Raw genomic sequence first — 23469 nt, 5'->3', positions numbered from 1 at the left:
TCTTCGAGTTGGTTGAAGCAGTGGACGCCAAAGGAGCGGGCGTCTCATGAGAAGGGGTATCGCTATGCGGTAGCGAGCCTTTACCATGACGGAAGAATCGGATAATTCCGTAGGAGATTCGGTCGCGTTTACTCAGATCGGCGCCGATAGCTGGTCGGCTTCCCCGGGCCGCCTATCTGCTCGACCAGCCCTCTGGTTCGGAGTTCGCGCAGTGCCTTGCGTATATTAGGCTTGGACAGTCCGAGGGTATTCGTGAGATCTGTCACGCTTCTTGCCGTGCCGGCAAGCGCGTCATAAATCATCAGTTCGGTTGCGGTCAGGTCCTCGCCCGGCCTGACGGGCTGGGCTGGCTGTTGAAGTACGACAGTGAATCGGATGGCGGCGTCGACATAATGCGCAGGGGGGAGATCGGCTTCGGCTAGCGCGCTTGTCACGATCGGAATTCCGGTTGCCAGGGCCTCGATCACCCTGGCTCCGCTCCCCGGCGTGCGGACGTGCTGGCAGATGGCGACCAATCGTGCGTTCCTTGCCGAAGTGACCGCATCCTGGCCAAGCCGATCCACGGTTATTCCATACAGCCCGCCGGGATTCGATACGATCAACCGGTTTCTTCGTAGCCTGACCTCCACGGCCATTCCGATTGACCATTGGTCGAGATCGCGATGGATGAGCGCGTTGGAAATGATCTCCCGGAAAGCGACATAGGGATAGACGGGAACGTCGCGGACTATGCCGCTCGGGTCGGAGACGATCGTCGAATCAAAGGTACGTCGTGCCCATGTCAGCGCTTCGTCCATCATTCGCGGGATCGGGCCCGTGATGGTCATCTGATTGCGCGCACGTGAGCCGACAGGATCCGTGTCCAGCGGCTCTGCTGACGCTTGGATAACATATCTTGGGAACCATTCCTGCGGATATGTGCCAAGTGCCAGTAGACCTGCCACTGTTGGCGTGCCATTGGTCGTTGTCACGCCAGCACGGCGCAGTAGTTCGGCATCGTCTTGGAAACGTCCCAGGCCGTGAGGGTCTCGTTGCCGTACCGACTTGAGGTATTCGGCGATCAACTCTCGATCAAGGTCGTCCCGATTCGCCCCTGGGACGGGTTGCCGGTCGAAAAGCGGTGGTTGCCTCGCCGCGAGGAAAGCCTGCTCCTCCAGCGCCGATATCTGGAAATCGCCGTCGTATCCTCGTACATAAGCCGCGCCTGACGCCGTGATTCGGCAGGGTTTCATCGAGGGATCGCACTCATGAACCTGGGCGACGATCACCGGTTCCCCATCGATCTCGCCATCCGTCACCGTGAGATTCACCGGTGGCGTGAACGCGGACCTGCTCTTGTGTGCAAGACCTTGTTTGAGCGCCTGCGGATCCGGAAGCGGCACGGGCCTGAACCCTGTTGCCTCATCCAGGCCCAAAATGATCAGTCCACCCCCGGGATGGTTCGCCATGGCGCTCAGGGTGGCCAACAAGGACGCCGGCAGGCCGCCTGCGCCCGACTTCACCTCTACCTCGGCGGTGTCGCCTCCGGTCGCGCGCAGGCGGTCGACCAGCTCGATGAGATCGTGGATCACGAGTCAAATGTAACCGGTTCGCAGTTACATTTGCCTAGGTTCTGGTTACATTTACTCAGGATCCGGTTACATTTTCTGAGGATCTTGAGCCCATCGGCGTCGTCTGATGGCGTTAGAAGGAGGCCATTTGCTCCAGGGCTTTGGTGCCTGTGCGGCGGCGGAGGACGAGCCAGGCCAGGATGAGGGCTAGGGCTGAGGCGGCCAGGAGGAGGGTGGCCAGGGCGTTCAATGCGGGGGTGGGGGCGTTTCTGACTGCGGTGTAGAGCTTGATGGGGACGGTGGCTGTGGAGGCGTCGGGGGAGAGGAAGGCGGAGATGACGAAGTCGTCCATGGAGGAGGCGAAGACGATCATGGCGCCGGCGAAGATGGCGGGGGAGAGGAGGGGGAGGAGGATCAGGCGGAGGGCTTGGAGGCGGTTGCAGCCTAGGTCGCGGGCGGCGTCTTCGTAGTCGGGGCCGATGGAGGTCAGGCGGGAGCGGACGATCACGACGACGTACGAGACCGAGAAGGTGACGTGGCCGAGGACCTGGGCGGGGAGGCCGAGGGAGACGAACAGGTAGAGGTTGGTGAAGACCAGGTAGAGGGCGCTGCCCATGACGATTTCGGGGGTGGCCAGGGGGAGGAGCATGAGGCCGTTGGCGGCGCGGCTGGTGCGGCCCTTCCAGCGGGACAGGCCGAGGGCCATCGCCACGCCCAGCGGGGTCGCGATCAGTGTGGTGAGGACGGCCAGGATCAGGGTGTTCGTCAGGGCCAGGCGGAGGGAGGGGTCCTCGGCCACCGAGCCGGTCCCGCCGACGTACCACTGGGTGGAGAAGCCCTGCCAGGCGCTGCGGGATTTGCCGTCGTTGAAGGAGAACTGGATCGCGATCAGCACCGGCACCAGCGACCACACCACATAAGCCCAGGTCAGCGTGGCTAGGAAGATGGGACGCCGTCTCATGCGCCGACCTCCTCGGCCCACCGCGAGGCCACCAGGTCGTACGCCAGGAAGATCGGACGGCGTTTCATGCGGTCGCCTCCTCGGCGCGCCGGGACGCCACCAGGTAGTAGGCCATCAGGACCATCAGCAGCGCCGACATGAGCAGCACCAGCGACGCGCCGAGTTCCTTGCGGTTGCCGCCGAGCAGGTAGAACTCGATCTGGTTGGCGACCATCGTGGTGGTGGGGGAGCCGGAAACCAGCGTGTTGGTGTAGTAGTCGCCGAACATCGGCAGCGCGGTGATCGCCGCCGCTGTCATCAGGCCGGATCGGGACAACGGAAGCGTCACATGCCAGAACGCCCGGCGGCTGGAACAGCCGAGATCCCGGGCGGCCTCCAGCAGCCGCTCATCGATCCGGTCCAGCGACGAGAACAACGGCACGATGAAGAACGGGATATATCCGTAAACGAGGGCCAGGACCACGGTCATCGGATTGCCCGACAGCCACCGCACGGGCTCGTCCACCAGGCGGGTGAGCAGCAGCAGGTCGTTGACATACCCGTCGTCCTGCAGCAGGTTCAGCCAGGCCAGCATCCGGGTGATGTAGTTGACCCACCACGGTGCCAGGATCAACGCCAGCAGCAGCCCGCGCCGCCGCCCGGCATGCCTGGCCAGGTAGTACGCCACCGGATACCCCACCAGCACGCAGATCGCCAGCGCCACCAGCACGTAGAGCAGCGTACGCAGGAACACCGGCCGCAGATCCCCGGAGATCGACCGTGACAGGATCTCGCCGAACGCCGTGAAGTCCCAGTAGCGCGGGTCCCACTCCGGCACCGGCGAGTTGAACACCGGATCGGTGTATCCGAAGGCCACGGCGGCGACCGCGTAGAACGGGACCGCGAACAGGGCGATGATCCACAGCGTGCCAGGGGTGGCCAGTGCCGCCCACAGTCCGATTCGTGTCCTGCGTCGCGGGACACGACGTGGAGGCCCAGACACGGGGGTCATGTCGGCGGACCAGCCATCGCCGGCACGGCGACAGCGGCCGGCCGTCGGGGAACAGGGTCCTGGACATGGAGCCGGTCCCTGTGGTTCCCGGAGGTCGCGTTCATCGAGGCGCTGCCGGCGCGCAGCCCACGACGGGTCACTGGCCTGCCTTGAACTTGGCCCACGAGTCGTTCCAGAGCGCCTCTGCGGCCGGGGTGATCTGGAAGATCTGCTGGCTGCGCGCGTACACGTCCGGGGTGACGATCGCGCTCTTCAGCTGCTCGGTGACGAACTCGTCGGTGACCATCTTCTCGGGGGTGATCGCGGTCAGCGCGGGCTGGTAGCCGGTGTAGGAGAAGTTCTCCTGGCCGACGGCGTTGTCCAGGAGGTGGTTGAGGAGCATGTGGGCGAGGACCGGCTTGGTGGCCGTGCGGGGGATGGCGATGGAGTCGGTGCCGACCACGCCGGTGGTGTCGCCGGGGTACCAGTAGCCGAGGACGTCGGCCTTGACCCCCTTCGGCAGGTACGACTGCGCGTTGATCATGTCGCCGGACCAGCAGTGGTGCACGGTGGCCTGGCCCTCGGGGACGTACTGGTAGGCGGTGATGCCCAGCTTGATGTTCATCAGGTCGACCAGCTCGGTCAGCCAGCTCCCGGCTTGGGCGATCTTGGCGGGATCCTCGGTGTTGATCTCGATGGACCCGTTCTTCAGCATGGCCAGCGACAGCGCCTCACGCGGGTCGTCGATCAGGTACGCCTTGCCCTTGTACGCCGGATTCCACAGCAGGTCATACCCGGTCACGTCCGTGACCTTGTCGGCCCGATACCCGATCCCGGTCGTGTACGCGTTGTACGGCACCGAATACCGCGCGCCCTCGTCATAGAACGGACTCTGCAACTGCGGCCAGGCGTTGCCCAGATTCCCGAGATACGTCTTGTTCAACGGCAGCAGCAGCTTGCCCACCGCCGCCTTGCCGATCACGTCGGGCGTGGGGAACCACACGTCGAAGGAGGCTCCGGCCGTACGCAGCTTGGCGATCGCCTCCTCCTGCGTGGTGAAGGTGGTGATCTCCACCTCGACCCCGTGCTCCTTACCGAACTTTTTCACCACATCAGGGGAGATGTACTCGGCGTAGTTGAGCAACTTCAGCGTGCCACCCGTCTCCGGCGACAGGCCGTTGGCGATCATCGGCACATCGTCGTGCAGGGGGAGTGCGGCCGGGGAGTCGGTCCGGCTGAGTGGTACCGCGGAGGCGGCGGAGGGTCTTCTCGGCCGCTCGGATCCGCACGCGGCGGTCACGCTCGCGAGGGCGCTGACCAGCAGGAACTTACGTCTATCTATCGAGGGGGGCATGGCGGTCTCTCTTCTGGAACCCAAATCACCTCTTGCCAGACTGACTGGTTGCCCAGTTAGTCTGTCGCTGAGGACCAAAGGCCACAAGGCTTGCGGACACAAGTTTTCCGGGTCGTAACGCCGCGCAGAAGGGGTTCTCGCAGTGGACCTGAAGCAGACCGACCTGAAGCAGACATACGACGCCATCATCGTGGGCGGCGGGCACAATGGGCTCGTCGTCGCCGCGTACCTCGCCCGCGCGGGCCTCAAGCCCCTCGTCCTCGAAGCCCGCCCGGTCACCGGCGGCGCCGCCACCACCGAGACCCCCTGGGGCCCCGACTTCAAGGTGACCGCGCTCTCGTACGTGATGAGCCTGATGCCCCCCACGATCCTCAACGACCTGCGCCTGCCCGAACACGGCTACCAGGTCATCCCGATGGGCCCGAGTTTCGTCCCGTTCCCCGACGGCAGATCCCTGCTCACCGAAACCGGCGACCCCGCCCACGAGCACGCCCAGCTGGCCACCTTCAGCCCGAAGGACGCCGAGAACATGCCGAAATACGAGGCCTGGCTGCGCGGCATCGGCGATGTGCTCTCCCCGCTGCTGATGAAGACCCCGCCGAATGTCGGCTCCACCCGCCCGCGCGACCTGCTGGAGCAGCTCCGCCTGGCCTGGGGCATGCGCGGCCTGTCGACCCGGGGCGCCGCCGACGCGGTCCGCCTGTTCACCATGTCGGTCTCCGACCTGCTCGACGAGTGGTTCGAGTCGCCCGAGGTGAAGGGCACGATGGCCATCAACGGCGTGATCGGCACCTGGGCCGGACCGGCGGAGCCCGGCACCGCCTACGTGATGATGCACCACACGATCGGCGACGTCGGCGACGGCAAGATGGGCAGCTGGGGATACCCGGTCGGCGGCATGGGCGCGGTCAGCGCCGCGATCCGCAGCTCGGCGGAGGCTTTCGGGGCGACCGTGCTCACCGACGCGCCGGTGGCCCGCATCCTGGTGTCCGGCGGACGCGTCACCGGCGTCGCCCTCCGCGACGGCCGCGAATTCCAGGCCGGTACGGTCGTCGCCGCCACCCACCCGAGGATCACCTTCCTGGACCAGCTGGACCGAACCCACCTCCCGGACGATTTCGTCGCCGACATCGAACGATGGCGCTCCCGCAGCGGCGTCGTCAAGATCAACGTCGCCCTTTCCGAACTCCCGAAATTTACGGCAAATCCGGACCTGACCGAGGAGCAGCTCAGCGGTTCCGTCGAGCTCTGCCACTCCATCGAATACGTCGAGCGAGCCTTCCAGGAAGCCCGGGAAGGACGCGCCGCGACCGCCCCCTTCGCCGACAGCGTGATCCCCTCCACCCTCGACCGCACCCTCTGCCCCGAAGGCACCCACATCATGTCGATGTTCACCCAGTGGGTTCCGCACACCTGGGCCGGCGAACCGCACACCGAGGAGCTCGACGCCTACGCCGACCGCGTCATCGAGGGCTACGACCAGCTCGCCCCCGGCTTCAAGGCCTCCGTGCTGCACCGCCAGGTGATCGGCCCGCACCAGATGGCCGAGGAGTACGGCCTGGTCGGCGGCAACATCTTCCACGGCGAACTCTCCCCCGACCAGCTCTTCCACCTGCGGCCCGCCCCCGGCTTCGCCGACTACACGACCCCGGTGAAGGGCCTCTACCAGTGCTCGTCGGCCACCCACGGCGGTGGCGGCGTGACCGGCATCGCCGGATATCTGTGCGGCAAGCGGATTCTCAAGGACAGGAAGTGGCGGCGATGACACCGGCTCCGTTGGACCTCGATGCCGTCCGGGCGTGCCTGGAGCCGCCGGGGATGATGCTGCCGCGGGAGGCGTACACGAGCGACGAGGTCCTGGCCTGGGAACGGCGCGTCGTTTTCGGCGGCGGCTGGGTGTGCGCGGGCCGGGCCAACACGCTCGCGCCCCGATCCCGGATGGCCGTGGCCGTCGGCGACGACTCGGTGCTGCTGGTCCGGGACGGCGACGGCACGCTGCGCGGCTTCTACAACGTCTGCCGCCACCGCGGGCACGAGTTGCTGCCGTGCGGTTCCAGCGCCACCGGCCGGTTCATCGCCTGCCCGTACCACAGCTGGGTCTACGACCTGCGCGGCGACCTGCACAAGGTGCCCCGGGCCGAACCGCCCAAGCTCGGCCTGGTGCCGGTGCCGGTGGTCGAATGGCATGGGTTCGTGTTCGTGAACGCCTCCGGCGACGCGCCGCCCATCGGGGAGTATCTGGCCGGTCTTGAGGAGATCGTCGCCCCGTACGGCATGGCGGGCCTGGAGGTCGCCGCCTCGCACGACTACGAGCTGGACGCCAACTGGAAGCTGGCCGTCGAGAACTACCACGAGTGTTACCACTGCCCCGCCATCCACCCCGAACTGTGCCGGGTCTCCCCGCCGGACAGCGGCGACAACTACCGCCCGGAAGGACTGTGGGCCGGGGGCAGGATGGACCTGGTCGAAGGCGCGCAGACCATGTCCATGGACGGCTCCTCGGGGGCCGGGCCGCTGCCCGGGATCACCGGCGAGCGGCTGCGCATCGTGGAATACGTGCAGCTGTTCCCGAACCTGCTGCTCAGCATGCACCCCGACTACGTCATGACCCACGTGCTCGAACCGGTCAGCGGCGGCCGGACGAAGGTCACCTGCCAGTGGCTGTTCCCGCCGGGCACCACCGAGGTCGCCTACGCCGTGGACTTCTGGGACGTCACCAACCGCCAGGACTGGTCGGCCTGCGAGGGCGTGCAGCGCGGCGTCAACTCGCGCGGCTACCTGCCAGGCCCGTTCACCGTGGACGAGGACGTCACCTACCAGTGGATCGCCACCATGGCGACCGCGTATCTCACGGGCCGAGCTCCGGCCCTTCCCGAAAGGATCTGACATGTCTGTCGTCAGCGAGCCCTTGGTTCGCCCGGACAGCTTGGCACGACTGGACAGCATGATCGAGGACCAGGAAGCCGCCTTCCTGGCCCGCACCGGCGAATCCCGGCGCATCCGCCGGGACTGCGCCGACGTGCTGGCCGGCGGCGTCGCCTCCAACTGGCAGGACGCGCCCCCCGGCGCGGTGTGGATCTCGCACGGCTCCGGCTCCCGCGTCGTCGACGTGGACGGCACCTCCTACGTGGACCTGCACGGCGGCTTCGGCGTCGGCCTGGTCGGCCACGCTCACCCGGCCATCGTCGAGGCGGTCGGCGCGCGGGTCCGCAAGGGCACCCACTTCGCCCAGCCGACCGAGGACGCGGTCGTGGTCGCGCGGGCGCTGGCCCGCCGGTTCGGCCTGCCGATGTGGCGGTTCGGCAACTCGGGCACCGAGGCCACCATGGACGCGGTGCACCTGATGCGGGTGGCAACCGGCCGCATGAAGATCATCAAGGTGGAGGGCAGCTACCACGGCCACCACGACTCGGTGCAGGTGTCGGTCTACCCGTCGGCCGAGGACGCCGGGCCCGCGTTCCGGCCGCGTTCGGTGCGGCAGGGCCTGGCCGTGCCCCCGGATCTGGCCCGGCTGACGATCGTGGTGCCGTTCGGCGACCTGGAGGCGGTCGAGCGGGTGCTGATCGAGAACCCGGGGGAGATCGCCGGGATGATCGTCGAACCGATCATGATGAACATCGGGCTGATCCCGCCGCCGGACGGTTACCTGGGGACGCTGAAGGCGCTGCTCAACCGGTACGGCGCCTACCTGGCCTTCGACGAGGTCAAGACCGGGCTGGCGGTGGCTCCCGGCGGGGCCGGCGAGCTGCTCGGCGTGGTGCCCGACCTGATCTGCCTGGCCAAGGCGCTCGGCGGCGGGTTGCCGTGCGGCGCGATCGGCGGCACCCCCGAGCTGATGGGCCTGATCGCCGAGGGCGTGTACGAGCAGGTGGGCACCTTCAACGGCAACCCGCTCACGATGGCTGCGGCCAGGGCGGTGCTGCTGGACGTGCTGGACGACGGCGCGTACCGGCACTTCGAACGGCTGCGGGCGATCATGTCCGAGGGCGCGGTGGCGATCCTGCGGGCGCACGGCCTGGCCGGATACGTGCAGTCGTTCGGCGCCAAGGGCGCGGTGATCTTCCATGACCGGCTGCTCCGCAACTACCGTGACTTCCTGGACTATCCCGACCAGTGGGGGCAGGCGCACTGGCTCTACCAGCACAATGGCGGGGTGTTCCTGCCGCCTTGGGGCAAGTGCGAGCAGTGGACGGTGTCGGTCCAGCACGGCGAGGACGACGCCAGAAGGTTCCTGGTGAATCTGGAGCGGATGGCCCGCGACTACGCGGGCAGCGCCGCCATCAGGTAGGCGAGCCGGGCGGCGGCGTCCTCGACCGAGTCCACCGTGCCGAGGCGGTAGCCCCAGGAGGTGATGAAGGCGCCGCGCTCGGTGCAGGTGACCGTCTCGGTGAGGTTGTCGCTGAACCGGTTGCGGACCTGCACCCGGGGTGGGGCCGCGGTCATCACCCGGACCGAAAGATCGATGTGCTCACGTGTCGCGGCAGCGAACCGCTCAAGGCAGGACATTGTGTCCAGCATTGCACAATCACCTCCCGGTTAAGGGAAAAGGATTGCACGGCTGACTTCTACACTGCAAGCAATTGTTGCCGCTAATCCACCGATTGTTTCGCGTAGTCGTCGGCGGCCCGCACCAGAACCGACCGTGCCTCCTCCCGGAAGGCGGCGACTTCGGCGAACTCCTCGAATGCGCGCGCGTAAAAGGCGATGTCGTCGGGGTCGCGGAGCAGGATGTCCTTGGTCCTGGTGGGCACCGCCACCAGCGCGTCGTTGTAGATCCAGAAGGCGTTGAGCAGGGCCGAGGGGAGCGGGGTGGTGAACGGCAGGATGCCGAACTCGACGTTGGGCAGGGTGGTGACGGCCAGTAACCGGTCGAGCTGGCCGCGCATCACGTCGATCGGGGCGAGCCGGTAGTAGAGCACCGACTCCGGGATGATGAAACGGAACGTGCGCGTGGGGTCGTAGAGGATCTCCTGGCGCTGCATGCGGACCCGGATGGCGGCGTCCACGTCGTCGGTGGCCTCGTAGAGGCGGCGGACTTTGGCGAAGATGTGGCGGGCGTACTCGGAGGTCTGGAGCAGGCCGATCACCACCCCTGGCTCGAACGCCCGGAACGTCCGGGTTCGTGACTCTAGGTCACGAATGTCCTCCTGGAGTGCGGCGAGCCCGCTCTTGTGCCGCCCGCGCCAGGAGTCCTGCCGCTCCACCAGGCCGACCGCCTGCTGGATCAGCCCGTCCACCACCGCCGGTTCGGCCCGTACGACCTGCGCCCACACCACCACGTCGTCCTCGGTGGCGGTCTGCCGCGCGTTCTCGATCCTGGACACCTTGGAGGGCTGCCAGTTGAGCCGTTCGGCGAGATCCTTGCCCGACAGGTGCGCGCTTTCCCGCAATTGCCGCAGCTGCAACCCGAGATCGATCCGCGCCTGCTGGAACCCGCTCACCAATAACCTCCGGCCGTAGTGCGCTCAAAGGTAGACGCGCGACCGCCGGTCAGACCATAGGGAACTCCCTAACAGTCCGATCAACTAAGCACCCTTCTAGCGATCTCGACCAGCAGTTCCCGTGGGACCTCCACGGCGGTCTCCCCGTCGAGCACGTGCCGCAGATCGGCCCGCGCGTCCGCGTCCACCAGTTCGAGTCCCTGGACGACGATGGTGCCGCGGTCGGTCTCGTACAGTGAGGGGCAGGCTCCCGCCTCGGAGGTGGAGCCTAGAAATCGGAGTCGCATGACGACGTCCTTCCCCGAACAATTGCCGCAATTGCGGGCAATTGTAGGTGGTTTGGCCGCGCCTGTGTCTGGACTGAGGAACGCAGGTCGCGAAGCGGCCGGAGAGACGAGGGAAGACACAGGCTGAAGGCGGCCAAACCCGCCGATCCGGAGGATCGGCCATTAGCACGGCTCATGTTTCTGCGGTATGTCATTCAGAAAACTCACAAACTGGGCAAAGGCACCCGAACTGCTCTTAGGCGTTCGCCTAGGGCCTTGGCCTGGGGGTCGAGTCGCGGGCTGGCGGCGACTCCTTGGCCGAGCAGGCCGTACACCAGGAAGTTGAGGGCGAGCAGGTTGGGCAGGACGAACCGCTCGATGGGCCGGTCGCGGACCTCGGGCAGGAGTTCGCGCAGGCGCTCGACCGTGAGGTAGCCCGACAGCCAGGCGTACTCCTCGGGGGTACGGACCCAGACGCCGAGGTTGGCGTCGCCGCCCTTATCGCCGGAGCGGGCGCCGGCGATGCGGCCGAGCGGGACGGTCTCCTCGGTCACGTCGGCGGGGAGGGGGAGCCCGGCGGTGGTCCACGGGCCGACATGGGTGCCGTACGGGAGCCCGCTCGCGGGCGCGGCGGGGAGGGGCAGGGGTCGCGGGAGATCGTCGGGAGGGATCGGGATCTCCCGGCCGTCCAGCCACACCTGGACGTGGACCTTGTCCCTGGCGATCGAGGACGGCGTGTAGACGCCGTAGGCGGTGGCGTCGCCGGGCGGGGTGAGGCCGTAGAGGCCCGGGTAGGAGGCCAGGCCGGTTTCCACGACGGCGGAGGAGAACGCGCGCCCGGCCCGCTTCCGGTCGGGGTCCATGACAGTGATCCGGAGCAGGGCGGTCTCGCCGTCCAGCGGGGTGAGGTCCATGTGCGCCTGCTCGAAGGACTCCTTCGGCACTCTGGCCCAGATCGCCTCTTCCGCGAGCTGGGCTTTGGCGGCCAGGTCCAGGCCGGTGAGCACGAGCGTCATCGTGTTGCGGTAGCCGCCCAGCCGGTTGACGGCGACCTTGAGCGTCTCCGGCGGGGGTTCGCCGGTCACGCCGGTGACCAGGACGCGGTTGGGGCCGATCTGGGTGAGGCGGATGGTGTCGAAGCGGGCGGTCACGTCCGGCCCCAGGTAGCGCGGGGACGCGATCTCGTACAGCAGTTGCGCGGTGACCGTGCCGACGCTGACCAGGCCGCCGGTGCCCGGATGTTTGGTGATCACCGACGAGCCGTCGGGACGCAGCTCGGCGATCGGGAAGCCGCAGCCTGCCAAGTCGGGCACCTCCTCGAAGAAGGCGTAGTTGCCGCCGGTGGCCTGGCAGCCGCACTCGATGATGTGCCCGGCGACCACGGAACCGGCGAGCGCGTCCAGATCGCCGGGGCCCCAGCCGTGCCGCCACATGCCGGGCCCGGTGACCAGGGCGGCGTCGGTGACCCTCCCGGTCACCACCACGTCCGCGCCCGCCGCCAGCGCCGCCGCGATCGGCCGCCCGCCCAGGTACGCGTTGGCGGTGACCGCCCCCTCCCCGGCCAGCTCCCGCACGTCATCCCCGGTGACGTGCGCGATCCGCAGCCCGTGAATGCCCAATCGGGTCGCCAGATCGGCGACCGCCTGCGCGCACCCGGCCGGATCCAGCCCGCCGGCGTTGGAGACGATCTTGATGCCGCGTTCCTGGCAGCGCCCGAGCACCTGCTCCAGCTGCGTCAGGAAGGTCGGCGCATAACCTGGCCGACCTTTCAGCTGGTTTCCCGCCAGGATCAGCATGGTCAGCTCGGCCAGCCAGTCGCCGGTCAGGACGTCGATCGGGCCGCCCTCGACCATCTCCCGCGCGGCCGACAGCCGGTCGCCGTAGAAGCCGGAACAGTTGGCGATCCGCAGCGTGTTCACTGGACAGCCCAGGACGGGGGCCGTTTCGTCAGGAAGGCGCTCATGCCCTCGCGGGCTTCGGCCGAGGAGAACAGCTGGGCGGACCGGGCGGCCATCTCCGCGCCGCGCTCGGCGAGGGCGTGCCTGACCTGCTCGGTGACCAGGCGCTTGGATTCGGCCAGCCCCTGCGGCGAGCCCGCGCGCAGGCCCGCCAGGACGGTCTCGACGGCCGCGTCCAGCTCGTCGGCGGGCACGGCTTTGGTGAGCAGGCCGATCCGCTCCGCCTCCGGCGCGCCGAACGTCTCGCCGGTCAGGAAGTAACGCCCGGCGGCGCGGGCGTCCAGCCGGGGCAGCAAGGTGAGGGAGATCATCGCCGGGCTCAGGCCGAGCCGCGCCTCGGTGAACGCGTAATCGCCCCGGTCGTCGGCGAGCACGATGTCGCACGCCCCGAGCAGGCCGAGCCCGCCCGCCCGCGCCTTCCCCGTCACCTTGGCGAGCACCGGCTTGGGCAACTCGACGATCAACGTCAGCAGATCGATCAGACGCCGGCTGCCCGCGTCCATGCCCTCGGCGGCGGCCTCGCCCAGATCCGCGCCCGCGCAGAACACCGTGCCGGTGTGGGTCAGCAGCACCGCGCGGACGTCCTCGTCGGCGGTGGCGGCCTCCAGGTGGCCGGACAGCTCCTCGATCAGCTGCCGGGACAGGGCGTTGCGGTTGCGCGGTGAGTCGAGCGTGACCGTCGCGATGCCCCGGCTCGTCTCCAGGTGAACCACACTTTCCATGCGCTACTCGCCCTTCTGGATGACCGCGAGCACGGTCCCGCCCTCGACATGATCGCCGGGGGCGACGTTCAGTTCCGCTACGACGCCCTCCGCCGGGGCGAGGATTCGATGTTCCATCTTCATGGCCTCCAGCACCACGACCGGCTGGCCCTGGGTCACCGGGTCGCCCGCTTTGACCTCGACGCGGAGGACGGTGCCCGGCATGGGGGCGGGCAATGACCCGGGGGCGGCCTTCTCGGTGGGTTCGGGGAGGCGGTCGAGGGGCGTGAGCCGTACCGGGCCGAGGGGGGAGTCGACGAACGTCGCGCCCGGGTAGGCGGCGATGTCGAACCTGCGGCGGACGCCGGAGGTGTCCAGGACGACCTGGGTGTCGTCGGCGCTGATCAGGCTGACGCCGGGGAGGGAGTGCAGGCCGTCCCGGGTGAGGCGGTAGGTGATGGTCTGCTCGGTGAATTCGGTGCGCTGGGGTTTGGCGGGCACGTTGCGCCAGCCGCTCGGGAGGCCGCCGAGGACCTTGGCGGTGGCGCGGTTCGCGGCGGCCTGGGCCAGCGCCGCCGCCAGCGCGGAGACGCGGACCGCCTCGTGGCCGGCGAGCGGGGCGGTGAGGTCGTGGCGGTCCAGGAAACCGGTGTCGATCGTGCCCGCCCGGAACTCGGGGTGGCGGAGCACGTTGACCAGCAGGTCGCGGTTGGTGGCGGGGCCGTGGATCCGGGCCCTGGCCAGGGCGGTGGCGAGGCGGCGGGCAGCAGCCTCGCGGGTGGGGGCGTAGCTGATGAGCTTGGCCAGCATCGGGTCGTAGTGGGTGCCGATCGCGGAGCCGTCGATCACGCCGGAGTCCAGGCGCAGGCCGCTCACGGTGAACTCGGATTCGACGCCGGGGATCTCGAACCGGTGCAGCGGGCCGCTGCCGGGACGCCAGTCGTGGGCGGGATCCTCGGCGTACAGGCGGACCTCGATGGCATGGCCGACCGGGCTCGGCGGCAGCCCGGGGAGGGCGGCCCCTTCGGCGATCTCGATCTGCAGGCGGACCAGGTCCACGCCGTACACGGATTCGGTGACCGGGTGCTCGACCTGGAGACGGGTATTGGTCTCCAGGAAGTAGAACCCTTCGTCGGCGAGCAGGAACTCCACCGTGCCCGCCCCGCGATAGCCGATCGCCCGGGCGGCGTTCACCGCCGCTTCGGCCAGCTCCTTGCGCAGCTCCGGGGTGACGGCGGGGGAGGGCGCCTCCTCGACGACCTTCTGGTGCCTGCGCTGGATCGAGCACTCACGCTCGCCGAGCGCCCAGATCGTGCCGTGCGCGTCGGCGAGGATCTGCACCTCGACGTGCCGCGCGCCGACCAGCAACCGTTCGACGAACACGTCGCCGTCCCCGAACGCGGCCTCCGCTTCCCGCCGGGCCGATTCGAGCGCCTCGGGCAACTCCGCCGGATCGTGCACGATCCGCATGCCACGCCCGCCACCCCCGCCCGACGCCTTGACGATGAAGGGACCGGCGTCCCCTTCCGACAGGCCGGGCAGCACGGGCACGCCCGCCTCGGCCATCAGCGCCTTGGCCTCGATCTTCGAGCCCATCGCCGCGATCGCCTCCGGCGGCGGACCGATCCAGGTCAGCCCCGCCTCCAGCACCGCCCGCGCGAACGCGGCGTTCTCCGACAGGAACCCATACCCCGGATGTACGGCATCCGCCCCCGAAACCCGCGCCGCCTCCACCACCAGCCCGATGTCCAGGTACGCCTTCGGCGACCCGTCGCCCAGCAACACCGCGTGGTCGGCCTCCGCCACGTGCGGCGCGCCGGCGTCCGCATGGGTGAACACCGATACGGTCTCGATGCCCAGGTCCCGGCAGGTACGGAACACCCGCCGCGCGATCTCGCCCCGATTGGCGACCATAAGTCTCTTGACGGTAAGCCTCTGCACGGTCATGCGGCTCACATCCGGAAGACGCCGAACCCGGCGGGCTCGGGCTCGGCGGCGTTGTTGATCGCGGACAGGCACAGGCCCACCACGGTGCGGGTGTCGCGCGGGTCGATCACCCCGTCGTCGTAGAGGCGGCCGGACAGGAAGAACGCCAGCGACTCCGCCTCGATCTGGGCCTCCACCATGGCCCGCATCGCGGTGTCGCCCTCCTCGTCGTAGACCTGGCCGCGCGCCTCGGCCGCCGCCCTGCCGACGATGGAGAGCACCCCGGCCAGCTGGACCGGGCCCATCACGGCCGCCTTGGCGCTCGGCCACGCGAACAGGAACCGGGGATCGAACGCCCGGCCGCACATGCCGTAGTTGCCCGCGCCATAGGAGGCCCCCATCACGATCGTGATGTGCGGGACCGTCGAGTTGGCCACCGCGTTGATCATCATCGAGCCGTGCTTGATGATCCCGGCACGTTCGTAGTCCCTGCCCACCATGTAACCAGTGGTGTTCTGCAGGAACAGCAGCGGAGTCCGGGACTGGTTGGCCAGCTGGATGAACTGGGCCGCCTTCTGCGACTCCGCGCCGAACAGCACGCCCTGCGCGTTGGCGAGCACCCCGATCGGGTAGCCGTGCAGTCTGGCCCAGCCGGTGACCAGGCTCGCTCCATAAAGCGGCTTGAACTCGTCGAAATCGCTTCCGTCCACGATCCGGGCGATCACCTCGCGCGGGTCGAACTGGACGCGCAGATCCTCGGGGACGACGCCGAGCAGCTCGTCCTCGTCGTAGTGGGGGTCCTCCGTCGGTTCGGACAGGCGGCCGAGCTTGCGCCAGTCGAGGCGGCGGACGATCTGGCGGCCGATGCGCAGGGCGTCGTGCTCGTCGGCGGCCAGGTGGTCGGCCAGGCCGGAGTCGCGGGCGTGCATCTCGGCGCCGCCGAGCGACTCGTCGTCGGCCTCCTCGCCGGTGGCCATCTTGACCAGCGGCGGGCCGCCGAGGAACACCTTGGCGCGTTCCTTCACCATGACGACGTGATCGCTCATGCCGGGAACGTACGCGCCCCCGGCCGTCGAATTGCCGAAGACCAGCGCGATGGTGGGAATCCCCGCCGCCGACAACCGGGTCAGATCCCGAAATATCCGGCCGCCCGGGATGAAGATCTCCTTCTGCGTCGGCAGGTCGGCGCCGCCGGATTCGACCAGGTTGATGAGCGGGAGCCGGTTCCGCAGGGCGATGTCCGCCGCGCGGAGGGTCTTGCGCAGCGTCCACGGGTTGGACGCGCCGCCGCGCACGGTCGGGTCATTGGCGACGATCACGCATTCGACGCCCTCGACCACGCCGATGCCGGTCACCACGCTCGCCCCGACCGGGAAATCGCTGCCCCACGCCGCCAGCGGCGACAGTTCTAGAAACGGCGAATCCGGGTCGATCAGCAGCTCGATCCGCTCCCGGGCCAGTAGCTTGCCCCGGGCGCGATGCCGGTCCACATACTTCTCGCCGCCGCCCCCGACCGCCTTCTCCTGCTCGGCCGTGAGCTCGGCGAGCTTGGCCAGCATGGCGGCCCGGCGCGCCTCGTACTCGGCGGCGGACGTGTCCAGCCGGCTGGTGATCACACTCATGAACCCTCCCCTCGTGCGATCTATATTGTGACCGGCCTCAGTAGCCGCAGTGCGACCAGGCGCTCTTCCAGGTGGCCTGGCCGTAGCCGCCGCCCCAGATGACGCATTTGCCCGCGGCGGGCAGCTTGATCGGGCCCGTGTGCGTGCTGTGCCTGCGCCAGTCGCCGGCGTTCTGGCCGCCCTGGACCCGCAGCGAGACCCCCATCCTGACCTTGCCAGGCATCACGTTGGTCGACAGGGTGACCACGCACGCGCGGCCGGTCGATTCGTTGACCAGCAGGTACGTGGTGCCCTTGCCGTTCCAGCCATGGGAGTCGACGATCTTGAAGGCCCAGCCGCAGAGCCCGCGCGGGTTCCGTGGATTCGGCGTGGGCGGCGCGGTGGGTTTCACGGTGGGCGTCACGGTGGGCGAGGGGCTTGGGGACGGCGTGGGCGAGGGTGACGGGCTGGGTGTCTTCACCGGGAGCGCTTGTTTCACCGGGACCACCGTGCTGCGGGTGGGGGCGGGCTGCTGCCGTACGGACCGGGTGGCGGACGGGCGGCGAGGGCTGGGGGACGGCGGGGGAGCGGCCGAGGGGAGCGCGGCGGCCGGGGTCGGCGAAGGTCCGGCGGGTCCGGAGGGGCGCAGCGTGATCACCGCCGCGGCGGTCACGGCGAGCGCCGCCGCGGTGACGGCCGCCGCCAGGAGCAGCGGCCTTCGGCGCCTCCCGGGCACGGGCGAGGTCAGGTCGATGGCGGGACCGCCGGTCAGATGCGCCACGATCGCCTCGGCTGTGGGCCGCTGCGCCGGATCCTTGGCCAGGCAGACCCGCATCAGGTCGCGCAGCGGCCCGGACATCTCCCCCAGATCAGGCGGGCTCGTGAGGATCCGGTGCATCACCTGCGGGATCGAGTCGGCCCCGAACGCGGGCTTGCCCGTCGCCGCGTAGACGATCGTCACCGCCCACGCGAACACGTCCGAGGAGCCCGTGGCCACCCCGGTGCTCATCAACTCAGGCGCGAGATACGACGGCGTCCCCATCGTCGTTCCGGTTCCCGTGGTCTGCGGCGAGTCCAGGGCCTTGGCCACCCCGAAGTCGATCACGACCGGACCTTCCGGGCCCATCAGCACGTTGGCCGGTTTGAAGTCCCGGTGCGTGATCCCCGCCCGGTGGATGGCGGCCAGCGCGGTGGCCGTGCTGATCGCCAGCCGATCCAGCGCCGCGCCCCGGCGCGGGCCCTCCTCCTCGACCAGGTCGCGCAGGGACTTGCCGGGCACGAACTCGCTCACGATGTACGGCTGGTTCCCGGCCAGGTCGGCGTACAGGACGGGCGCGGTGCAGAACCGGGCCACCCGCTGGGCCAGCGCCACCTCGTGCAGGAAGCGGGAGCGGGCGTCGGCGTCGGCGGCCAGCCGGGTGTGCAGCAGCTTGATCGCCACCTGCTCGCCAGACGGCCCCTCCCCGAGGAAGACGACCCCCTGCCCGCCCTCGCCCAGCCGCCTGACGATCGCGAACGGCCCCAGCCGACTCGGATCGCCTTCCACTACACCCCCCGAAATTTCGTGACTAGTGTGGCAGAACGGTACCTCAGATGGCTTTGCCCGGGTTCATGATGTTCAACGGGTCGAAGACGGCCTTGATCTCCCGCTGCAGGCCGGTCACCACCGGCCCGGCCTCCAGCGCCAGCCAGCGCCGTTTCAACAGGCCGACCCCGTGCTCCCCGGTCAGCGTCCCGCCCAGCCGCAGCGCGGCCCGGAACACCTCGTCGGCCGCGGCCCACACCTGCGGCGGCGGCTCGGCGAAGCCCCGGTCGAAGACGAACACCGGATGCACGTTGCCGTCTCCGGCATGCGCCACCGTGCAGATCAGCACGTCGTGCCGGGCGCCGGCGGCCTCCACCGCCGAGATCATCTCCGGCAGCGCGGACCGGGGCACGCACACGTCCTCCACCAGGCACGCGCCCAGCCGCTCCTTCGCCTCGTACGCCAGCCGCCGCACCGCGACCAGCTCCTCGGCCTCCTGGGGCGTGCTCGACACGGCCGCGAAGGTCGCGCCGTTCTCCTCGCAGAGCTCGCCCATCCTGGCGATGGCCGTGGCCGAGTCGGCGGCGTCGGACTGGCCGATCAGCATCGCCTGGGTGGCCGCCTCCAGGCCGATGTGCTTCCAGTCGTCGATGGCCTTCAGGGTGGCCCGGTCGAGCAGCTCCAGCATGGACGGCTGGCACCCGGCCGCGATGATCGCCGCCACCGCCGCGGCCGCGTCCCGGAACGAGGTGAACTCGGCCGCGATCGTGGCGGGCGGCTCGGCGGGCGCGCGGCGCAGCCGCAGGGTGGCCTCGGTGATCACGCCCAGGGTGCCCTCGGAGCCGACGAACAGGCCGGTGAGGTCGTAGCCGGTGACGCCCTTCATGGTGCGGCGGCCGGTGTTCAGGACGCGCCCGTCGGCCAGCACGACCTCCAGGCCGAGGGTGGAGTCGCGGGTGACGCCGTATTTCACGCAGCGCAGGCCGCCCGCGTTGGTGGCCAGGTTGCCGCCGATGGTGGAAATTTCATAGGAGGAGGGGTCAGGGGCGTACATCAGGCCGTGGGCGCGGGCGGCCCGGTCCAGGTCGGCGGTGATCACTCCGGGCTGGGCGACCGCGATCTCGTCGGCCGGGGAGAGCTCGGTGATGGCGGTCATCCGGTGCAGCGACAAGATCAGGCAGCCCTCGATGGCGGTGGCCGCGCCCGCGAGGCCGGTCCCGGCGCCGCGGGGCACCACCGGCACCCGGTGCGCGCTCGCCCACTTCAGCGTGGTCGCGACCTCGTCGCGGGTGCGGGCGAGCACCGCTCCCGCGGCCTGGCCAGGGCCGAGGAACGTGCGGTCGCGGGCATAGGAGTCGATCACGTCCGGATCGGTGACGACGCGGCCTTCCGGGAGTGCGGCGATGAGATCTTTCACAGTTTTGACCCTATGGCCGGATTCCGAGTGAGTGCGAACACCCCGAAAGGATGTTCTGGCCTTTCCGAAGAGCCATAGCGGTGCTTGTGTGGAAAGCACCCTTGATCTCGGAAGGAGGGCGAAGATGACCGGAACGCGCACGACCTTCCATGACTTACTCGCGCCCTGCGGACGGAAGGGTGGTGGTGAGCACTTCGTCGAAGAGGACGGCGACGGGCTCCTGATCCGGGACGACTACTTCGACTGCGGCTGCCGCAGGATGCGCCACGAATACCACGACGGCAGCATCCACGTGCACGCCACCCGCCACGACGGCCGAAGGGTCAGCGACGAGTTCGGCCCGGACCATGGCTGCTGAGGAAGTAGACGTCCTTATCGTGGGCGGCGGCGGCGCCGGTCTGCGCGCGGCCATCGCGGTCGCCGAGGCCGAGCCGGACGCCACGGTGGCCATCCTGTCCAAGGTCTACCCGATGCGCAGCCACACCGTGAGCGCCGAAGGCGGCGCCGCCGCCGTGATCGGCCTGGCCGACAGCCTCGACGAGCACGCCTACGACACCATCTCCGGCGGCGACTGGCTCTGCGACCAGGACGCCGTCGAGGCCTTCGTCCGGGAGGCCCCGCGCGAGCTGATCCGGCTCGAACACTGGGGCTGCCCGTGGAGCAGGGAACCGGACGGCCGGGTCGCGGTCCGCCCGTTCGGCGGGATGAAGCAGCTGCGCACCTGGTACGCGGCCGACAAGACCGGCTTCCACCTGCTGCACACCCTCTTCCAGACCACCCTCAAGCACACCGAGATCAAACGGTTCGACGAGTGGTACGCCACCCGCCTGGTCACCGACGGCGAGCGCGTGCACGGCGTCACCGCGATCGACATCAGAACCGGCCGGATCGACACCATCGCCGCCCGCGCCGTCATCCTGGCCACCGGCGGCTGCGGCCAGGTCTTCCCCTTCACCACCAACGCCGCCATCAAGACCGGCGACGGCATGGCGCTCGCCTACCGGGCCGGAGCCCCGCTCAAGGACATGGAGTTCATCCAGTACCACCCCACCGGGCTGCCGTTCACCGGCATCCTCATCACCGAGGCGGCCCGGGCCGAAGGCGGCTGGCTGATCAACAAGGACGGCTACCGCTACCTGCAGGACTACGACCTCGGCGTGCCCACCGACACGCCGAAGCTGCGCAGCATGGAGCTCGGGCCGCGGGACCGGCTGTCGCAGGCGTTCGTGCACGAGATGCGGCGTGGGCGCACGGTGGAGACCCCGTACGGGCAGGTCACCTACCTCGACCTGCGCCATCTCGGCGAAGCCAAGATCAACGCGCGGATCCCGTTCGTGCGGGAGCTGTGCCTGAGCTACGAGAAGCTCGACCCGGTCACCGATCTGATCCCGGTGCGGCCGGTGGCGCACTACATGATGGGCGGCGTGCACACCGGCGTGGACGGGGAGACGCCGCTGCGGGGCCTGTACGCGGCGGGGGAGACCGCGTGCGTGAGCATCAACGGCGCCAACCGGCTGGGGTCCAACTCGCTGCCCGAGTGCCTGGTGTTCGGGGCGCGGGCCGGGGTGGCGGCGGCGCGGTACGCCGTACAGGCCGGAGCGCCGGACCACCAGGCGGTCCGGACGCAGGGCGCGGACGAGCGGCGGCGGCTGGAACAGGAGCGGGACGGGCGGGACGGCGGCCGGGAGCGGATCTCCGAGGTGCGCGCGCTGATGCGGCGCACCCTGGAGGAGTCGGCCGGCATCTACCGCGACAGAGACTCCCTGGAGAAAGCCGCCGGAACCCTCGCCGACCTGCGGGAACGGGCCGCGGTGGCCAGGCTGGACGACCACAGCGCGGCGTTTAACACCGAGTTGCCGGCGGCGCTGGAGCTGGATTCGATGCTGGACGTGGCCGAGGTCATCGTGGCCTCCGCGCTCAACCGGGAGGAGTCGCGTGGTGCCCACCAGCGCACCGACTTCCCGGCTCGCGACGACGCCGCGTTCCTCGCGCACACCCTGGCCCACCGCGGCCGTGACGGGCACCCGGCCCTCAGCCTGCTGCCCGTCACGATCACGCGTTGGCCTCCGGGAGAGAGGGTCTACGGACGTTGACTGTTCCCTCCCGCAAGGGAGGGATTCCTGCTTCATCGCCGGCTGCCCGCCAGAGAGGGAATCTCCTTGAGGTCTTACGTCAGCTCCACAGGCGTTTCACCTGTCCGCCAGCCCGGCGGCCAGGGCATTGCCTCTCACGTTGCAGGCGGCTTGGTTGTCGCCACCGTCGAACATGTTACCGAAGAACGCGGCCTCGCACCGCGTTTCCGCCCTGGCCTGCGGGAGGAACGATGATCCTGAGAGTGAGCCGCTACCGGCCGGGCGTGGACGACGCGCCGGTGTTCCAGGACTACGAGGTGCCGGACCGCGAGGACTGGGCGATCCTGGACGCCCTCACCCACATCAAGGACACGGTCGACGGCACGCTGTCGTTCCGCTGGTCGTGCCGGATGGGGATCTGCGGGTCCTGCGGCATGAACGTCAACGGGGAGCCCAAGCTGACCTGCGGCACGTTCCTCACCGACTACTCCGGGCCGGTGACGGTGGAGCCGCTGCGCGGGTTCCCGGTGATCAGGGACCTGGTGGTGGACATCGACCCGTTCCTGGCCAACCTGTCGAAGGTCAGCCCGTGGCTGGTCCGGGAGGGGGAGGAGCCCGAGACGGAGTTCGCGCAGACGCCGGAGCAGTTGGAGGCGTACAAGCAGTATTCGATGTGCATCAACTGCATGCTCTGCTACTCCGCCTGCCCGGTCTACGTGCTCGACCCGGACTTCCTCGGGCCCGCCGCGATCGCGCTGGCGCAGCGCTACAACCTGGACTCGCGGGACATGGGGGACCGGTTCGACGTGCTCTCCGCCGAGGAGGGCGTGTGGGGTTGCACGTTCGTCGGCGAGTGCACCTCCGCCTGCCCGAAGCACGTGGACCCGGCCGAGGCCATCCAGCGCTACAAGCTGACCGCCGCGATGCGCAGCGTGTTGCCGTTCACCAGGAGGCGGTCGTGAGCTACTCGCCGCCGCGCGACCGGCTCTGGTTCCTGCGCCGCCGCGCCTACCTGGTGTTCGTGCTCCGCGAGCTGACCAGCGTCTTCGTGGCCTGGTCGATCGTCTACCTGATCCTGCTCCTGGACGCGGCCACCGCCGGCACGCTGCCGGAGTTCTGGGCCTGGGCGGGCGCCCCCTGGGTGGTCGCGGTGAACGTGCTCGCGTTCGCCGCCACCGCCTTCCACGCGGTCACCTTCCTCAACCTCGCGCCGAAGGCCACGGTGATCCGGCTGGACGGGTGGCGGGTGCCCAACTTCATGATCTCGGGCGGGAACTTCTCGGCCTGGCTGGTGGTCTCCGCGCTGATCCTTTGGGTGCTGTCGTGAGCCCGCTGCGACGGCGGGCGGAGCCGTACCTGTGGCTGCTGTTCGGGGGCGGCGGGGTGGTGTCGGCGATGACGCTGCCCGCGCTGTTGCTGATCCTGGGCGTGCTGGTCCCGCTCGGGGTCCTGTCAAGGCCGGACCTGACTGCGCTGCTGTCAAATGTGCTGGTCCGGCTGGCGCTGGTGGGGCTGGTTCTGCTCGCCCTCTTCCACGCGGCGCACCGGATCAGGTTCACCGCCGAGGAACTGCTCGGAATAGCCCGCTGGGACCGCCTCATCGCGCTGACCTGCTACGGCCTCGCCCTGGCCGGAACCGCCATTACCGTGTTGATCTTGTTCTGACTCCCCGTGTGACAAATACAGATCGATTACGGTTTCGCAACATCACCAGTTGACTTTACCAA

21 protein-coding genes are annotated in these 23469 nt (G+C 69.1%); 8 read left to right on the top strand and 13 right to left on the bottom strand.

Annotated elements, in window-relative coordinates:
* Positions 1-128: 128 nt before the first annotated feature.
* The 4 genes from ABGB08_RS13205 to ABGB08_RS13190 form a co-directional block, all read right to left on the bottom strand.
* Entirely contained in the window at positions 129-1571 is a 1443-nt protein-coding gene (locus ABGB08_RS13205) for an ATP-binding protein (RefSeq protein WP_347589851.1), read from the bottom strand.
* 112 nt (positions 1572-1683) lie between these two features.
* A complete protein-coding gene (locus ABGB08_RS13200) occupies positions 1684-2511 on the bottom strand; it encodes an ABC transporter permease (protein WP_347589849.1) in 828 nt (275 codons plus the stop codon).
* 64 nt (positions 2512-2575) lie between these two features.
* The gene (locus tag ABGB08_RS13195; protein WP_347589847.1) at positions 2576-3502 is read right to left on the bottom strand and encodes an ABC transporter permease; all 927 of its coding nucleotides are present in this window, start codon (positions 3500-3502) and stop codon (positions 2576-2578) included.
* 136 nt (positions 3503-3638) lie between these two features.
* Entirely contained in the window at positions 3639-4835 is a 1197-nt protein-coding gene (locus tag ABGB08_RS13190; protein WP_347589845.1) for a spermidine/putrescine ABC transporter substrate-binding protein, read from the bottom strand.
* 142 nt (positions 4836-4977) lie between these two features.
* Here ABGB08_RS13190 and ABGB08_RS13185 point away from each other — a divergent pair, with 142 nt between their 5' ends.
* From ABGB08_RS13185 to ABGB08_RS13175, 3 genes are read left to right on the top strand one after another with little or no spacing between them, the layout of a single operon-like run.
* The gene (locus ABGB08_RS13185; protein WP_347589843.1) at positions 4978-6600 is read left to right on the top strand and encodes an NAD(P)/FAD-dependent oxidoreductase; all 1623 of its coding nucleotides are present in this window, start codon (positions 4978-4980) and stop codon (positions 6598-6600) included.
* Positions 6597-7721 (top strand): aromatic ring-hydroxylating dioxygenase subunit alpha, encoded by a 1125-nt coding sequence (locus tag ABGB08_RS13180; RefSeq protein ID WP_347589841.1) that lies wholly within the window; start codon positions 6597-6599, stop codon positions 7719-7721. Before ABGB08_RS13185 ends, ABGB08_RS13180 begins: the two co-directional genes overlap by 4 nt.
* A 1-nt stretch (position 7722) precedes the next feature.
* A complete protein-coding gene (locus ABGB08_RS13175) occupies positions 7723-9123 on the top strand; it encodes an aminotransferase class III-fold pyridoxal phosphate-dependent enzyme (RefSeq protein ID WP_347589839.1) in 1401 nt (466 codons plus the stop codon).
* Here the strand turns inward: ABGB08_RS13175 and ABGB08_RS13170 are convergent.
* The 9 genes from ABGB08_RS13170 to ABGB08_RS13130 form a co-directional block, all read right to left on the bottom strand.
* On the bottom strand, positions 9096-9353 hold the full coding sequence (locus ABGB08_RS13170) for a hypothetical protein (RefSeq protein ID WP_347589837.1): 258 nt from the start codon (positions 9351-9353) through the stop codon (positions 9096-9098). The two genes, ABGB08_RS13175 and ABGB08_RS13170, sit on opposite strands and share 28 nt — an antisense overlap.
* Before the next feature lie 71 nt (positions 9354-9424).
* Complete coding sequence (locus tag ABGB08_RS13165; protein ID WP_347589835.1) at positions 9425-10276, bottom strand: helix-turn-helix transcriptional regulator; 852 nt, start codon at positions 10274-10276, stop codon at positions 9425-9427.
* Between the two features lie 80 nt (positions 10277-10356).
* Positions 10357-10563, bottom strand: a complete 207-nt coding sequence (locus ABGB08_RS13160) for a hypothetical protein (RefSeq protein WP_155343741.1) — start codon at positions 10561-10563, stop codon at positions 10357-10359.
* Between the two features lie 203 nt (positions 10564-10766).
* On the bottom strand, positions 10767-12461 hold the full coding sequence (locus ABGB08_RS13155; RefSeq protein ID WP_347589833.1) for an acyclic terpene utilization AtuA family protein: 1695 nt from the start codon (positions 12459-12461) through the stop codon (positions 10767-10769).
* Complete coding sequence (locus tag ABGB08_RS13150; RefSeq protein ID WP_347589831.1) at positions 12458-13222, bottom strand: enoyl-CoA hydratase family protein; 765 nt, start codon at positions 13220-13222, stop codon at positions 12458-12460. The genes ABGB08_RS13155 and ABGB08_RS13150 overlap by 4 nt, the downstream gene beginning before the upstream one ends.
* A 3-nt stretch (positions 13223-13225) precedes the next feature.
* Entirely contained in the window at positions 13226-15148 is a 1923-nt protein-coding gene (locus ABGB08_RS13145; RefSeq protein ID WP_347589829.1) for a biotin carboxylase N-terminal domain-containing protein, read from the bottom strand.
* A gap of 5 nt (positions 15149-15153) precedes the next feature.
* Positions 15154-16749 (bottom strand): carboxyl transferase domain-containing protein, encoded by a 1596-nt coding sequence (locus ABGB08_RS13140; protein WP_347589827.1) that lies wholly within the window; start codon positions 16747-16749, stop codon positions 15154-15156.
* 37 nt (positions 16750-16786) lie between these two features.
* Positions 16787-18274 (bottom strand): serine/threonine-protein kinase, encoded by a 1488-nt coding sequence (locus ABGB08_RS13135; RefSeq protein ID WP_347589825.1) that lies wholly within the window; start codon positions 18272-18274, stop codon positions 16787-16789.
* Between the two features lie 43 nt (positions 18275-18317).
* Positions 18318-19670, bottom strand: a complete 1353-nt coding sequence (locus ABGB08_RS13130) for an FAD-linked oxidase C-terminal domain-containing protein (RefSeq protein WP_347589823.1) — start codon at positions 19668-19670, stop codon at positions 18318-18320.
* A gap of 124 nt (positions 19671-19794) precedes the next feature.
* On the opposite strand from ABGB08_RS13130, the gene ABGB08_RS13125 reads away from it, so the two are divergent.
* The 5 genes from ABGB08_RS13125 to frdD all read left to right on the top strand — a co-directional run bounded on the left by ABGB08_RS13125 (position 19795) and on the right by frdD (position 23407).
* Positions 19795-20028 carry a hypothetical protein gene (locus tag ABGB08_RS13125; RefSeq protein WP_155343747.1) on the top strand — a complete coding sequence of 78 codons (234 nt, stop codon included), beginning with the start codon at positions 19795-19797 and terminating at the stop codon, positions 20026-20028.
* A complete protein-coding gene (gene frdA, locus ABGB08_RS13120; RefSeq protein ID WP_347589820.1) occupies positions 20018-21763 on the top strand; it encodes a fumarate reductase (quinol) flavoprotein subunit in 1746 nt (581 codons plus the stop codon). Before ABGB08_RS13125 ends, frdA begins: the two co-directional genes overlap by 11 nt.
* A 230-nt stretch (positions 21764-21993) precedes the next feature.
* Positions 21994-22704 carry a succinate dehydrogenase iron-sulfur subunit gene (gene sdhB, locus ABGB08_RS13115; RefSeq protein WP_347589818.1) on the top strand — a complete coding sequence of 237 codons (711 nt, stop codon included), beginning with the start codon at positions 21994-21996 and terminating at the stop codon, positions 22702-22704.
* The gene (locus tag ABGB08_RS13110) at positions 22701-23069 is read left to right on the top strand and encodes a hypothetical protein (RefSeq protein ID WP_347589816.1); all 369 of its coding nucleotides are present in this window, start codon (positions 22701-22703) and stop codon (positions 23067-23069) included. The genes sdhB and ABGB08_RS13110 overlap by 4 nt, the downstream gene beginning before the upstream one ends.
* Positions 23066-23407, top strand: coding sequence for a fumarate reductase subunit FrdD (gene frdD, locus ABGB08_RS13105; RefSeq protein WP_347589814.1), 342 nt, complete (start codon positions 23066-23068; stop codon positions 23405-23407). The genes ABGB08_RS13110 and frdD overlap by 4 nt, the downstream gene beginning before the upstream one ends.
* The last annotated feature ends 62 nt before the right edge of the window (positions 23408-23469 follow it).

Origin of the sequence: Acrocarpospora sp. B8E8, from assembly GCF_039871605.1 — a bacterium.
GTDB classification, from domain to species: domain Bacteria; phylum Actinomycetota; class Actinomycetes; order Streptosporangiales; family Streptosporangiaceae; genus Acrocarpospora; species Acrocarpospora macrocephala.
This window is presented reverse-complemented; position numbering and strand designations above follow the sequence as displayed.